Annotated in this window: 10 protein-coding genes; 3 read left to right on the top strand and 7 right to left on the bottom strand. The window is 57.1% G+C overall.

Translation table 11 applies throughout. The annotated features are described in order from the left end of the window. Nucleotides 1-45 precede the first annotated feature (45 nt). Nucleotides 46-1,977 (bottom strand): tRNA uridine-5-carboxymethylaminomethyl modification enzyme MnmG/GidA, encoded by a 1,932-nt coding sequence (locus tag DDZ13_RS01105; RefSeq protein WP_110129577.1) that lies wholly within the window; start codon nucleotides 1,975-1,977, stop codon nucleotides 46-48. Next, nucleotides 1,974-3,332 (bottom strand): tRNA uridine-5-carboxymethylaminomethyl(34) synthesis GTPase MnmE, encoded by a 1,359-nt coding sequence (gene mnmE, locus DDZ13_RS01100; RefSeq protein ID WP_110129576.1) that lies wholly within the window; start codon nucleotides 3,330-3,332, stop codon nucleotides 1,974-1,976. The genes DDZ13_RS01105 and mnmE overlap by 4 nt, the downstream gene beginning before the upstream one ends. Nucleotides 3,333-3,620: 288 nt before the next feature. Between mnmE and rapA the strand changes: the two genes are divergently transcribed. Beyond that, nucleotides 3,621-6,464 carry an RNA polymerase-associated protein RapA gene (rapA, locus tag DDZ13_RS01095; RefSeq protein WP_110129575.1) on the top strand — a complete coding sequence of 948 codons (2,844 nt, stop codon included), beginning with the start codon at nucleotides 3,621-3,623 and terminating at the stop codon, nucleotides 6,462-6,464. A 147-nt stretch (nucleotides 6,465-6,611) separates the two neighbouring features. Here rapA and DDZ13_RS01090 read toward each other — a convergent pair whose 3' ends face one another. From DDZ13_RS01090 to DDZ13_RS01080, 3 genes are read right to left on the bottom strand one after another with little or no spacing between them, the layout of a single operon-like run. Next, nucleotides 6,612-6,989 (bottom strand): flotillin-like FloA family protein, encoded by a 378-nt coding sequence (locus DDZ13_RS01090; RefSeq protein ID WP_110129574.1) that lies wholly within the window; start codon nucleotides 6,987-6,989, stop codon nucleotides 6,612-6,614. A gap of 18 nt (nucleotides 6,990-7,007) precedes the next feature. Next, complete coding sequence (locus DDZ13_RS01085) at nucleotides 7,008-7,466, bottom strand: hypothetical protein (RefSeq protein WP_110129573.1); 459 nt, start codon at nucleotides 7,464-7,466, stop codon at nucleotides 7,008-7,010. Between the two features lie 36 nt (nucleotides 7,467-7,502). After that, nucleotides 7,503-8,543, bottom strand: coding sequence for an HAD family hydrolase (locus DDZ13_RS01080; RefSeq protein WP_110129572.1), 1,041 nt, complete (start codon nucleotides 8,541-8,543; stop codon nucleotides 7,503-7,505). A gap of 61 nt (nucleotides 8,544-8,604) precedes the next feature. On the opposite strand from DDZ13_RS01080, the gene prfA reads away from it, so the two are divergent. Together prfA and prmC are read left to right on the top strand one after the other, a co-directional pair. After that, entirely contained in the window at nucleotides 8,605-9,696 is a 1,092-nt protein-coding gene (prfA, locus tag DDZ13_RS01075) for a peptide chain release factor 1 (protein WP_110129571.1), read from the top strand. Then, nucleotides 9,696-11,195: a peptide chain release factor N(5)-glutamine methyltransferase gene (gene prmC / locus DDZ13_RS01070; protein WP_110129570.1), complete on the top strand. Its 1,500-nt coding sequence runs from the start codon at nucleotides 9,696-9,698 to the stop codon at nucleotides 11,193-11,195. The genes prfA and prmC overlap by 1 nt, the downstream gene beginning before the upstream one ends. A gap of 475 nt (nucleotides 11,196-11,670) precedes the next feature. On the opposite strand, the gene DDZ13_RS01065 is transcribed toward prmC, so the two are convergent. Further along, nucleotides 11,671-14,070, bottom strand: coding sequence for a carboxy terminal-processing peptidase (locus DDZ13_RS01065; RefSeq protein ID WP_110129569.1), 2,400 nt, complete (start codon nucleotides 14,068-14,070; stop codon nucleotides 11,671-11,673). Further along, nucleotides 14,048-14,971 carry a rhomboid family intramembrane serine protease gene (locus tag DDZ13_RS01060; protein ID WP_110129568.1) on the bottom strand — a complete coding sequence of 308 codons (924 nt, stop codon included), beginning with the start codon at nucleotides 14,969-14,971 and terminating at the stop codon, nucleotides 14,048-14,050. Before DDZ13_RS01060 ends, DDZ13_RS01065 begins: the two co-directional genes overlap by 23 nt. Nucleotides 14,972-15,116: the final 145 nt, after the last annotated feature.

Below are 15,116 nucleotides of genomic sequence, written 5' to 3'. Positions count from 1 at the left end.
GAGGAGAGGACATTGGCTGCCTCCCTGTTCGATCAAAGCAACAGCCTATGGTCTGGCTTGACCTTTGGCTTCCAGATAGACCATGAGGATGCTGATATCCGCCGGATTCACCCCGCTGATGCGGCTGGCCTGCCCGAGGGTGCGCGGGGCGATCTCTTTGAGCTTCTGGGCGCTTTCATTGCGCAGGCCTTTCACCGCGGAGAAATCGAAGCCCTCCGGTAGCTTGATCTTGTCGATATGACGCATCTTCTCGATTTGCTTCTGCTCCCGCTCCAGATAGCCCTTGAAAACAATGCGGTAGTGCACCTCCTGCCGGACCTCAGGCGACTCTGCTTTCAGCGCTTCCGGGAAGTCGTCCTGCGAGCGGGAACGGCGCAATTTCAAAGCATAGGTCTCCCCCTCCGAACGCTCATTTTCCAATCGGTCGACCCAGGACGTCACTGCCTTCGCCTTGTCCGAAATGCGCTTAAGCCTTTCCTTATCAACTAGTTGCAAGCCCTCTGCGTGTCTTTGCAGGCGGAGTTCCGCACTCGGGTGATTGAACAACAGCCGGTGCTCCGCCCGACTGGAGAACATGCGGTATGGCTCCTGTGTGCCCTTGGTCACAAGGTCATCGATGAGGACGCCGAGGTAAGCTTCGTGACGCTGCAAAACCAGCGGCTCCTCTCCCCTCACCTTTTGCACCGCGTTGACGCCGGCGACCAATCCCTGGCCAGCGGCTTCTTCATACCCACTGGTACCATTGATCTGACCGGCGAAAAAGAGATTCTCCACCTTCTTCGATTCCAGGCTCGGATAAAGCTGCGTGGGCGGGGCAAAGTCATACTCCACCGCGTAAGCCGGCCGCAGCATGTGCACCCGCTCCAGACCATCGATACTGCGCAACATCTCCAGCTGCACCTCGAAGGGTAAACTGGTGGAGAGGCCATTGATGTACCATTCGTTGGTATTCCGCCCTTCCGGCTCCAAAAAGAGCATGTGCCGGTCCTTGTCGGCAAAACGGACAAACTTGTCCTCGATACTCGGACAATAGCGCGGGCCCGTGCCCTCAATCACCCCAGAATACATGGCCGAGAGATGCAAATTATCCTTCACCACCTTCTGTGTCGCCTCCCCCGTATAAGTCATCCAGCAGGACACTTGCTTCTCCCCCGGCAGCCAGCCGAGCTTCTCCTGGCCATAATGTTCCACGTGGAACATTTTCCGCAGGACCTTTTCGCGGGCTTCGGATTGTTCCACGTGGAACATTTCACTCAAACCGCGGGTATCGTAGAATGCAAAGAGCGTGGGCTCGGGGTCCCCCTTTTGCTCCTCGAGATGACTAAAATCGATACTGCTACCGAGAATGCGCGCCGGCGTGCCGGTCTTGAGACGCTCGAGCTCAATCCCGGCCTCCAAGAAGGACCCGGAAAGGCCCTTGGCGGAAAAATCGCCCATGCGCCCGCCTTCGTTCTTATTCTGCCCGACATGCATGAGCCCACGCAAAAAGGTGCCGGTCGTGACCACCACGGTCTTGGCGTAGAAATCCACATCGAGGTTGGTCCGGATACCCACAACACGATCCCCCTCAAAAATCAGCCCGTGTACCAGGGCCTGAAAGAGATCCAGATTATCCTGGAGCTCGATGACATGCTTCATGCGATATTGATAGGCCTTTTTATCGCACTGCGCCCGCGGCGCCTGCACCGCGGGCCCCTTGGACGCATTGAGCAAGCGAAACTGAATGGCGGTGGTATCCGTGTTGATGGCCATCTCCCCGCCCAAGGCATCGATCTCCCGCACCATGTGTCCCTTTGCCTGGCCACCGATTGCCGGATTGCAGCTCATCTGAGCAATGGTGTCGAGGTTGCCGGTGAGGAGTAGGGTATCGGCACCGAGCCGGGCGGACGCCAGCGCGGCCTCGACCCCGGCATGACCGGCGCCACAAACGATGACGTCGTAGGGTTGGTGCTTCCCGTGTTTTAATCCGCCACTCATTTCCCGATACAAAATTGTTTGAATAAACTGTCGAGCATGCGCTCGTTGTCCACCTTGCCGACAACCTTGCCGATCGAATCGACCGCATCCCGCAGGTCGGCGGCAATCAGCTCCGAAAGCTCGCCGTCGCGCAGCTTTTCTGATGCAAGCTCCAGACAGTCAACTGCTTCCGCAAGCGCCGCCGCATGACGGGCATTGACAATAACCCCGCCCATCTGGGGAAAGTTCAAGCTGGACTCGATCAGCTCCAGCCAGCTCTGACGCAGGGCAGTGACCCCATTATCTTGACGCAAAGATAAACGGATGTGACGGTAATCCGGGAGAAAGTTCGACATCTCCCTGGAATTTTCGAGATCGGTTTTATTTTCGACTACGAGTGTATTCTCCGGGCGCATTCGTTCCATCAGCGCAGGCGGCAGGGTAGGGGAGGGCGCCGCGCTGTCCAACACCAGAAGAAAGCTGTCGGCGGTCTCCGACTGTTCGATGGTGTGATTGATCCCGATCTGCTCGATCTTGTCGCCGGCCTCATGCAGTCCTGCTGTATCCAATATCTCGATACGCCATGCATCCAGCATGATAAAAGCCGAAACGTAATCACGCGTGGTGCCCGGCATCTCACTGACAATCGACCTCTCCGAGCCAACGAGTGCATTGATGAGACTGCTCTTTCCCACGTTGGGCTCCCCGACAATCAGCGCCTTGACACCATCGTGGAGCAACGTGTTGTAGTGCTGTGTTTCGATAAGGGCTTTGATCTCAAGGGTCAATGCACGCAGATCCGCCGCCGGGCCGGATTGGTCTTCCCCGGGCAAATCTTCCTCCGGGAAGTCGATGTACGCTTCCAGATGGGCCATCACCCCGAGCAGCTTTTCCGTTAACTCGCTCATTTTACGGCCTACGGAGCCGTGGAGCTGGCGTTGCGCGGCCTCGATGCCTCTTTCCGACCGGGCATGAATCAAATCCGCTACCGCCTCGGCCTGGCTGAGGTCCATCTTCCCGTTCAAAAATGCAGTCCGCGTGAATTCGCCCGGCTCGGCCGCACGGCAACCGCGCGCCAGCAGGTCCTCCAGAATATTTTGAATGATGAGCGGGTTACCGTGACAGGCAATCTCCAGGACATCCTCACCGGTGAAAGAGCGGCCGTCGCCAAAGTAGGTGAGCACCACCTCGTCAAGCAGCTTGTCTTTGGCTGATAGATACTTACAGAACTGCGCCTCCCGCGGACGCAGAGGGGACTTACGCCCGCTCATGGCCTGGCCGAGGGCCGAACAGTCCGGCCCGCTGAGCCGAATCAGTGCGATGGCTGATTCTCCCGGCGGCGTGGACAAGGCGACGATGGTCTCTCCATTCGGCATAAGGACCGGCTAAGTTCACATAAAGTGCGTCCGCGTCAAGTGAATGTGCGGGCAGGGATCTTAGTCGGATAGCTTCATCCGTAGAGGCTGGCTTGCGCATGCCGGGATACCGGTGCGGAACCAAGTGCAATAACATACGATTCCGTTGGTCCTCTATATCGGAAGTACACATAGCCAGTATGAGGCGTCCGGACTGGCATACGCATCCGTCTCTGTAAAGCTACGCCGGGACAAGAGCGTAGCCCCTACGGGTTGACTTTAAAAGCAGGGAGGCCGACGATCCGTCGAATGACAGCATTTCAAACAGGGCAGCGCTGGATCAGCGAGACCGAACCGGAACTCGGTTTGGGCATTCTCGAATCGGTCTCACGCCATCAGCTCGAAATTCATTTCCCGGCATCCAGCGAGAGACGGATCTATGCCACGGCCAGTGCCCCGATCAAACGGGTCGAATTCCGACAGGGGGACACCATCCACTCCCAGCGGGGTGAAACCATTATCATAGAAGAGGTCACGGAAGAGGAGGGGCGGTTGACTTACCACGGAGATGGCTGCGCTGTCGCGGAAATGGACCTGGCCGACACCATCAGCTTCAGCAAACCGGAGGACCGGCTGATCGGCGGCCAAATCGATCAGTCCGCTGCCTTCAGCCTGCGATACGAAGCCATCCGCCGCCAGAACCATGCCCTGCAATCGAGCGTGGCGGGCTTCATGGGCGGGCGGATCGACCTGATTCCGCACCAGCTCTACATCGCCTCGGAGGTGGCCAATCGCTACATGCCCCGGGTGCTTTTGGCCGACGAGGTTGGCCTGGGTAAGACCATCGAAGCCTGCCTCATCCTGCACCGCCTGAACCTGACCGGGCGCGCCGAGCGCATCCTGATCATCCTGCCGGAGTCCCTTGTTCATCAATGGTTTATCGAGCTGCTCCGGCGCTTTAACATGTGGTTCACCCTGATCGATGCCGATCATTGTGAATCCGCCACCGCGGTTGACGCGGACGTGAACCCTTTCAACGAAGACCAGCACGTCATCTGCAGCACCAAGACTTTGCTGGAGAACCCGCGCTGGGCAGAGGCTGCCCTGCAAACCAAGTGGGACATGCTGGTGGTCGACGAGGCCCATCACCTCGAATGGACCCCAGAGGCAGCCAGCCCCGAGTATAAGCTGGTGGAGGCGCTGAGTAAAAAGAGCCACGGCTTGCTCCTGCTGACGGCCACCCCCGAGCAGCTTGGCGCCGAGGGGCACTTTGCCCGGCTCCGCCTGCTCGACCCCGACCGCTATCCCGATCTGGAAAAATTCAGGGAAGAGCAGGCCGGCTATTCCCAGGTCGCTGGCGTGGCCAACAAGCTCGAGGCGGGCGAGGCACTGGATGCCGGGGAGATGGATTTCCTGCGGGAGGTCTTCAGCGAGTTCAGCGAGGCTGAATTAAGAAAAGAACTACAGGACACCACCGCCTTTCTCAACCAACTGGTGGACCGGCACGGGACGGGGCGGGTGATCTTCCGCAACACGCGGGATGCGCTGCAGGGCTTCCCCAAGCGCGAGGGCATCCCGGCCGAGCTCAAACCACGGGCGAAGCTTTCGAAGGCCGACCTGGAAGTGCGGCTCCTCCGTGAATTCGAAAAGGAAACCAATGGAGCGGGGGAGGGAGAAGACTACGACTTCCGCCACGGCCCACGCGTGCAATGGCTGGCCGAGCTGATTCAGAAGTTGGGCGAGCACGAAAAAGTCCTGCTCATTTGCAGCACCCGTGAAAAGGTCCAGGCCATCTACGATGCCCTGCAGGAAGAAATCAACGTCAAGGCCGCACTCTTTCATGAAGCGCTCACCCTGCTGCAGCGCGACCGGAACGCCGCCTGGTTCGCCGAACCGGACGGAGCCCGTATCCTGCTCTGTTCCGAAATCGGCAGTGAGGGCCGCAACTTCCAGTTTGCCCATCACCTCGTCCTGTTTGACCTCCCACTCAATCCCGAGCTGCTCGAGCAGCGCATCGGACGCCTCGACCGGATCGGGCAGTCGGAGACCATACGTATCCACATACCTTTCCTGCCCCACAGCTGGACGGAGCTCCTCATGCGTTGGCACCACGAAGGGCTGGACGGAATCGAACACTCGCTAAAGGGCGGGAATGCCTATCTCGAACGCTTTGGCGACAAACTGCGTAAGCTGGGCGGCGAGTTTCACCACGAATCCTCCAAGGTCGCAAAAGAAGCGGATGTACTGATCGAGGAAAGTCGCCGTTTCCGGGAAGACCTGGAGACCCGTCTGAGCCAGGGACAGGACCGCCTGATCGCCCTGAACTCGTTTCGCGAAGACGTCTCCAGCGAGTTGGTCAACCAGATCCAACAACAGGATGCCGACCGCACCTTGGACGGTTTTATGAACCGAATCTTCGACCACTTCGGGGTGACCGTGGACGATTTGGACAGCCGCAGCTTCCACCTGACACCCGGTCAGCTGTTTACCGACGCCTTTCCCGGGCTCCCGGAGGAGGGGACCACGGTCACTTGCGACCGGACCAAAGCACTCGGGCGCGAAGATATCGGCTTTCTCACCTGGGACCACCCGATGGTACGGGGCTCGATCGATTTGATGCTCAGCTCCGAGAAGGGCAACAGCAGCATCGTCGTCTGGAAAGATTCCCGAATGGAGGCCCCGCCCATCTTGATCGAGGCAATCTACGTACTGGAGAGCGTGGCCCCGGCCCGCCTGCATGTGGACCGCTTTCTCCCGCCCACGCCGGTACGTATTCTCGTGGACATGGAAGGCAAGGACCGCAGCGAGGAATTCCTGCATGATATCATCAACCGGAAAACCGCCGACGAAGAAGCCTTCCGCCTGAGACAAAATCCGGAACTTCTGCAATCACTTGTGCCGGAGATGCTGCGGGCCGCCCGCAGCTACGCCCGTGAGGAAAAGTCGACACGGCTCAAGGATGCCATGCGCGAAGCCCACACTCGACTGGACGGAGAAGCCAGCCGCCTGAAGGAGCTGCGAAAGGTCAATCCCAACGTCAGCGAAGAAGAAATCAAGATTGCCCAGAATGTCGTCGAAGACGTGACCCGCCACATTTCCAAGGCCCACTTGCGGCTGGATGCCGTGCGCCTCGTCCTGCGTCAGCCGGGCTGAGCTTGGAATAGCAGGGACATCGCCGAGCCGTCCGTTCGCCGGGTGGAGCCGATTGCCCGTGACTTTACCTATCTGGCACGCGCCACCACCTGCGGTTCGTATAAGCTCACCACCCTGAGCCAGACCGAAGAGCAAAACGGCGCGGCATTAGCGGTTCTCCCGCTCTGCCTGGATCGACTCCTTGGTTAGATAACTGTCGAGATCGGAAATGCCTGCCCCCTTCAGAGCATTCAATTTATCCCTAAGTTTGATTTCTCCCTGATGCATGAGGATGAACTGCTGAGCCATCGCTCTCATCGGGCTCAATTTCATTCCATTCTCTTGTGCGAAAATCAACGAATCAACCAGATCAGTGATGTCACCTTGTGCGAGATAGTGTGCTTCAAGCGCTGTACCATCCAATTCAAGATTATAGCGCTCCGCTTTCTTTAATTCACTTTTGATTTTTCCTACCGGAGAACCACGAAGCATCATGCACAATTGAGCCGGAATGGATAATCGGTACCTCATCACCTCGACTGGCATGGCGTTTAGAGAGCCAGGCTAGAAGCCTAGCGAGAGCAGACCCGCCAGAAGGCCAACCACAATGCCGAAGATAATGTGCCCCACGAGATGGAGCAGCCCTTCTTCCAGTGTGGCTTTCCGATATTCTTCGATCGGGTGCCGCATACTGGCGAAAATCATTAGGATGTAGCACATGATGAGACCGTGGAAAAAACCGAAGCCAATCCCGAGAAAGATCGGGTAGGGGAACGTCAGCGCGTCCATCTGATGCATGATCAGGAGATAGGTCGCACCAAAAATAAGTCCGGAAACCGCATGGATGATACGACCCAACCCGACCGCGCCTTCCAACCGGCCGGTAAAGTAACTCCCCAGCGCGCGCACCATATCCACGCGCTCGCTGAAAGCGCTACTGACTGCCGTCATAAAGGCAGTCATGGCAAAGGCACCCACCAAACCACAGAGGGCGCCGAGCAAGATGATCGACGGTATATCCATAAGCTTGCCTAAGTTTGCTTACAAGGCTTGCTAATGTCAACTGTCCCGCTCTGATCCAAACAGTTCCTTTTGCGGATCCGCTGCGTTCGATGCCGCCTCATTCGCTTCATCTTCATCGTGCAAATGCCGTGGAGCGCGGCTGATTTTCTTGGAGAGGTCGGTTTCACACTCCTCGACGATGGCATCGCAAATGCGCCGCACATGCATCCGGAGCCACTTGCTGGTCGTACTTTTTTCAGTGTAATCCGCCGGACCGTAGGAGTGAATCCGGCCGGCATGAAGGAGCGCGTCGTTCTGGGCGAACTCGGCCTCGCTATCGGGATTAAAGACGGCGTAGGTTTTCCCCCCGTTCCCTTTCACCACGGAAAACACCGGCACATCACTGGGGCCATCCGCGGTGTAGATCATGCGATCGATCGGGATACGGCGGTCCACCCGGTCCATCGATGCATTCACATCGATATTCGGGTTCTTGTTGCCACCCTTGTTGATCTCGAAGATGTAGCGTGTCTTGATCGTGTTATCGACAATCGTGCCGATCTGGCTGATTTCAAAATCCACCTGAAGAGGCAACTCGTTTTGTGAGGAGTAGTTTGGCGGGAGCGGGGCTTCGATAAACTCGCAACCGAAGATATCCTCCACGTAGGGCGCGATGGTACTGCCCCGAATCATTTCGGCCAATCCGGTGCTGATAATGTAGTGTTCCAGTGAAATGTTGTGTTTCACATATTCCGGCCGCGAACGAACCAGTTCCTGTAACTGCTCAAAGAGTGCCGGCAGTCCGGGATAAAACACAAGCTCCCGCCCGAGCTCGCGCAGGCGTTGATTGGTCAGTCCCTTCAAGCAACCGTTCTTCACGTAGCTCAGCAGGTGGTTGAGATAGATGGTATCGTGCGAGACCCGCGTGCCACGCTTGGCGTAAATATCGGGCAAGGCGTTGACCTCTTTCCAGAAATGCTCCTCGTCGATCCCGAATGCTTTGAAGATGGGGGCCTGCATGTACCCGGGAATCAGCGTCTTGTCGAAGTCCCAGACGCAGGCGACAATGTTTTGGCGATGGAGATTCTTTTTCGTCATGTCAGGCAGCACTCGACAGTTGTCGTCCAGCCCGTTTACTGCAACGCATATTTCAAACTCTATGTACAAGATACCCGATATCGCTCCATTTCGCGAAAAGCTGGCCGAGCTCGACGAGCAAATGGCGGAGCCCAATTTCTTTTCGGACCAACGACGGGCCGCCGATGTCTCGCGCGAGCACCAACGCCTGACCAGCCTGGTGGAAAAATTCGAAGCCTACCACAGCGCCGTTCAACAGATTGAAGAAAACCGCAGCATGGCGGAGGACGACTCCGTCGAAGAGGAACTTCGGGAAATGGCCGCCGAGGAAATCGAATCGCTGGAAGCGGAGCGCGACAAACTCTCCATGGATGTGCTGCGCGCCATGATCCCGCCCGATGCCACCGACAGCCGCAACTCGGTGATGGAAATCCGCGGCGGGGCCGGTGGTGACGAGGCCAACATTTTTGCCGGCGACCTCTTCCGCATGTACAGCAAGTACGCGGAGAGCCGGGGCTGGCGTGTCGAAGTGATCAGTTCCAGCCCGGCCGATGTCGGCGGGTTCAAGGAAATCATCTTCAGTCTGTCCGGCGAAGATGCCTACAAATATTTGAAGTTCGAAAGTGGCGTCCACCGGGTGCAACGCGTGCCGGCCACCGAAACCCAGGGGCGGATCCACACTTCCACCGCCACCGTGGCCGTACTGCCGGAAGCCGAGGAAGTGGATGTTGAGATCAATCCCAACGACCTCGAGATTTCCACCATGCGCGCCAGCGGGGCAGGGGGGCAACACGTCAACACGACCGACTCCGCCGTCATGATGGTGCACAAACCGACCGGCGTCACCGTCTACTGCGCCGACGAACGCTCCCAGATCAAGAACCGGGCCAAGGCCATGGCCGTCATGCGCTCGCGCTTGCTCCAGGCCAAAATCGACGAGGAAAATGCCAAGTATGCCGCGGAACGTAAGGGCCAGATCGGCACCGGCGACCGCTCCGAGCGTATTCGTACCTACAATTATCCCCAGGGGCGCCTGACCGACCACCGTATCGGGATGAACCTTTCATTGCCCCCCGTCATCGACGGCGACCTGAGCGAGCTGATTGATTCACTACAGAACTACGATTACGAAGCCCGCATCGATAACTTGCTGAGCAAGCAGAGCCAGAGCTAATGCTGAGCATCCGCGAAATTCAGGAAAAGACGGTCGGCTACTTCGCCGGTAAAGGCGTGCCCAACCCCAAGCTGGATGCCGACTTGCTCATTGCCCACGTGCTCAAGCTCAAGCGCCTGGAACTGTATCTGGATATCGACCGCCCACTCACCGAAGCAGAGCTCAATGCCCTGCGCCCACTCGTAAAGCGACGGGCGGAACGCGAGCCACTGCAATACATACTCGGATTCACCGAGTTTTACGGGATGAAGCTGAAGACCGATGCCCGCGCCCTCATCCCCCGCCCGGAAACGGAAGAACTGGTCGAACATGTAAGCGAACGGCTCAACAACCCGCCAAAACGCATTCTTGATCTGGGCACGGGCAGTGGCGCGATTGCCATCGCGTTGGCCACGCTATATCCGGAGGCCGAAGTCTGGGCGACCGATCAAAGCGAAGCCGCACTGGAGCTCGCACAGGAGAATGCCAATGCTTTTGTATCCAAAGGACGGATACATTTTCACCAAGGCAGCTGGTGGGAGCCGCTCCCCGAAAAGCTGGACTTCGATCTGATCGTCGCCAACCCGCCTTACTTAACCGAGACTGAAATGGGAACCGCCGAACCGGAGGTGGTGGCCCACGAACCGGCGGGGGCACTCGTTTCCGGCGAGGACGGGCTCGATGACCTGAAAAGAATTATCGCAGGCGCCAAACAACGGCTCGCCGCGGGCGGCATGCTCGCCCTGGAAACCGGCATCGCCCAGCACGACGCTCTCGACAAGCTGGTCAACGAAGCAGACCTGAAAGGGCAGGGCGAAAGCGACATGAGCGGGCGGCCGAGATTTTATTATATCGAGGCTTCGCCGGTTTCATCCCCCTCAGGGTTGGATGGAGAGACACGGACGGACCAATCCGCCCCCCAGACAGACTGGCATCCGCATCCGTCTCCGAAAAACTACCCCGTGACAAGAGCGGAGCCTCTGCGGGAAAAGCGCCGCACCGAGAAACCGGTCTCTCCCAACGAGGCCCGCTACTTCATCACCTGCTGCACCGGGGGCAAGGAAACCGGCCTGCAATCCGAACAATGCGCCTGCGCAATATTGACGATTTTAGGAGAACTCCACGCCGAAGCCTCCATCGACCTACTCGCCGCCACGGTCATGCCGGATCATGTCCACGTCCTGATGAAATTAGGCCACCGCCTGAACCTTTCTCAGGTCATCGGAAAATTCAAAGCGGCCACGCGATCCGCACTCGACGAGAACGGACTTGCCTGGCAGGAGAATTACCATGATCACCGCCTGCGGGCCGACGACGCCTTAGAGAAATTCAGCAAGTACCTTTTTCTCAATCCCTACCGGTCCCAATTGATCCAGATTGATGCGACATGGCCCTGGTGGGTGTTGAATGAAAATTACCATCCTGAATTTTTGGAGGTGCTGGAAGATCCGCCTTTACCGCCGGAAGAATGGCTGAAGGAATCGCCAAAATTACAGGAACTGCTGGAAGACGATGTTTAGAGGCTGCGCGCTTGGCATACCGTTTTACAAAAGGTTCGACCCTCATAAAGTTTCTTAATCGTAATCATACTCGTACTCTTAATCCTTTGATTCACTAAAGGTTCCGATTACGGGTAATGCCACTTTGCAAAAGTTTTGATCTTTTTGGAAACAGATTGTTCGTAGCGAACTTGCGCCAGCAAGGTCGAGGGTGGTCTCTAAGTGCGAATCGACGGCACTGGCGTGCCATCGCTACAACCATTAAGTATCAATTCTTTTTTAAATTGGTATAAGATTAAGATGATGCGTTGAAGCAATTCAGGCCCGACCTTTTTCGGCAAGCTATCAGATTGAAAGCAGCAGCCACAACCCGCGGCGGAACCTCCAAACAATATGAGTTCCCAAATGGGCCCGATCGGGAGAGAGACCTCTCGGCATGCGCATCCGTCTCCGAAAAACTACGCCATGACAAGAGCGCAGCCTCCACTGGGAAGAACTACTTCGCCCTCTGCGCCACCGGCCCGGGGCTGACCTCCATAATCCAGTCCGCCATGATCCGGGCGCTCTCACGCAGATAAATGTCATAGCTGGGCTCGTCATCCTCTTCAGAGTCTTCCGCCTCATTGTCGGATTCGTCCGCTTCTCCGTTAGAGCCGACAATAGGATCGGCACGGTTCTTCTCGGAAATCGCGTTCTGCTCTTTCGTCAATTCGAGGAGCACTTCTTGCATGGAATAATTATCCTCCTTCAACGCATCGTAGGTGTCATCAAGCTCTTCGATGTAGGCCTGCTCATTGATCTTACGTTCGATGCGTTTCTCCAGATTAACGGAAATCTCCTTTTGCTCGTACCGCTCGCGACGCCAATCGATTTGTCGATTCAGGAAGCGGAACTCCTCAAGATTTTCCTGCCGCTCCATGCTGGCTTCGGTCAGTTTTTTGATAAGCTCCGGGTCCTCCGGGCTCTCAACCTCAAGCTTGGCCCAGTCATTCATCCATTTGACTTTATCGATCTTGTCCCAGGGCAGGGCGTGCGGCAAGTCGTCCTCACCGATCGGGAGGAACTCGTTCACCGAGGGCAGGGAAATATCCGAGGGCACGCCTTTGACCTGCGTGGAGCTGCCTTCCGGCAGATAAAACTGCTTGATCGTGATCTTGGACGCCACCGGTCGAGCCTCCGGTTCGGCAGATTTAAACCAGGAGAACGGCATACGATTATTCATCTGATAGACTTCCTGCACTGTGCCCTTGCCGTGTGTCGAACTGTTCCCGACGATCAGAGCACGGTCGTGATCCTGTAATGCCCCCGCAACGATTTCCGAGGCCGAGGCGCTAAAGCGCGAGGTGAGAACAATCAACGGTCCCTCCCAGAGCATGCGGGGGTCGCGGTCGGCCAGGACCTCCGTCCGCCCATTGCTGTCGCGGACCTGCACGACGGGCCCGACCGGAATAAAGAGCCCGGTCAAACGAACCGCCTCGCTGAGGAGGCCGCCGCCGTTCATCCGCAAGTCGAGGATAATGCCCTGCGCGTTCAGCTTGCGCAACTTGTTGATCAGTTCGCTCACATCGTCGGTGGTCGTGGTCAAGGTGCCCCCGGCACCGATGTTTCCGTAGAAGGAAGGCAGTTCAATCACCCCGACCGGAATGGTCCGCCCCCCTTCTACAGGCACCGTGATCAAAGTCGCCTCTGCCAGATTGGCGGTGAGCTTGACCTCGTCACGGACGATGGAAACTTCCTTGCGCACGGAAGGATCGGCCGACTGTCCGGGTCGGATGAGCAACCTGACTGTGGTGCCTTTTTCGCCTTTGATCTTGCGCACGATGTAACGCAGCTCGAGATCCACCACATCCTCGAATTCGCCGTCCTTGCCCTGGGCAACACCGAGTATCTGGTCTTCCGGTTCGAGTTGACGCGATTCTTCGGCCGGACCGCCGGGGATCAGCTCTTTAATCACGCAGATGCCGTCATCGTTCTGGAGCAGGGCACCGATCCCGACAAAAGAGTTTTGTACCGAAGAATTAAAGCTCTCCAAAGTATCCGAGGACAAGAAGGTCGAATGCGGATCGAAGAGCTGGGTCATCGCATTAATGAAGGACTCCTGCACCTCTGCGGCCTGTCGCTCGACGGTATATTTCAGATTCCGGGCATAACGACGGCGGATTTTTTCGCGGGCCTCCTCCAGCTTCTCGGCATAGAAGTCCTCGTCGTTCAACAAACGCTGAATCTTGGAGGGGTCGAATGATTCGTCTTCCCCTTCCGGTTCCATGATGTCCGGGTTCTTCGGCTCCAGAGAAACGCTCTCGTCATTATCCGTCTCCGAGGCGAGGGAGAGGAGCTCGTTCAATAGCTCGTATTTGATCCGGCGCTCCCAGAGTGCGTCAGCTTCCTCCTTAGTGGCCGGCCAATCCATTTCGCGGCGGTCCGTCCGGAAAGTTTCGTCGACCGTAAAATCCCACGGCTTCTCGAGGCGCTCCAGGGCCCACTCTGTTCGTGCGGTCGCCACCTCTTTGAACGTTTCGTAGATTTCGAAGGCGGCATAGAGATTCCCTTTTTCCAGGAAGCCTTCCATCGAATCAGCGAAGCGGAAGTAAAACTCCTCCATTTCCGGCTTCAGGAAATACATGCGGCTGTAGTCGAACGATTCGATGTAGGCCTCCACCATTTCCTCACCATTGAGCTTGTCGATACTGTCGCGAAGGTAGTGCCGGGAGTTGATGGTATTGACGACCCAACGCGTCTGTGAGGCCATCTCCTTGGTGGGCTTGAGCTCATGATCACCACTGCTTGTGGCATTGAGTGAGAGCACGAGGAGCGCGGCCGCCATCAAGGGCAGGAGCAAGCGCGCGATGCGGCGTGTCGGGGCGGTGGTTTGACTAACGGAGGATATCTTTGGCATGGTCTAAAGTTTGTTTTTCAGAATCGCTCAACGAGCCGAAGCCGGTGGCGTTGATCTTATCGAGAATGCGGTCTACTTCTTTTTGTAACTCATCGCGGCTGCTGCTGCGGTTTACCGTGTAATTAATTTTGCGTACCGTGGGCTGGCCCTTCCGGCGCTTGAACCATTCGGGTAATTCGACCGACGGCTTGGCAGCACTGGGGCGGCTGAATGGCGATCCCCCACGAAGATAGATAACACGATAATAAAGAATTCCTGATAGCATCCCCCCTAGGTGAGCCGAGTGCGCGACCATCGCACCTTCGGCACCGGGCAGCTCGTAGAACAACAAGCACGCAATGGAGACAGCGAGGCTGACACGGAAGAGCCATTTGGGCTTAACCGTGATGGGCAGAATAAAAAACAGAAGCAGCGTAATCGGCTGCTCGGGGCGCAAAAAACAGAATACGGTCAGGATACCGAACACCGCTGCGGACGCACCCACGACCGGTTGATAGCCGCCGATGTGGAATGCCAGGTACGTCAGCCCCCCAATCAGCGTACTGCCCAGATAAAGAAGCAAGAATTGCTGACGCCCCAGGATCGGTTCCAGAATGCGGCCGATAAAGAAAAGCCCGAGCATATTGCCCAGGATATGGAAGAGGGTCTGCGTGCTGTGCAAAAACCCGTAGCTGAGGACGGTCCACACTTTCAGCTGGCGGAAATTCTCCCCGCTGAGCGCAAACCACTCGGAGAGTAATGATTTGCCGCGCCCGCCCAAACCGGGGAAGAAGACGTTCAGGATTTGCTGCAGGACAAACACCCCGACCGTGATGACCAATAGAGTGGTCACCATGCTGGCTTTGGCGCTCTCCGGCTCATTCCCGGGGGCCTGTCGCATGTAAGGTCGGTCGTATAACATTTTGTTTTCAGTCTGACGGGCAATACCCTGCCATAAAAAGACCCCGAATATGCTCTGCTGTTCCTAAGGAGCAAGTGCTGAGTGCAGTTCGCGACCCGGGAAAGCACTGGGCGACCACCGTCACGTACAGGAACTTATCTGCGTT

It is taken from the genome of Coraliomargarita sinensis (assembly GCF_003185655.1).
Classification (GTDB): domain Bacteria; phylum Verrucomicrobiota; class Verrucomicrobiia; order Opitutales; family Coraliomargaritaceae; genus Coraliomargarita_B; species Coraliomargarita_B sinensis.
This window is presented reverse-complemented; position numbering and strand designations above follow the sequence as displayed.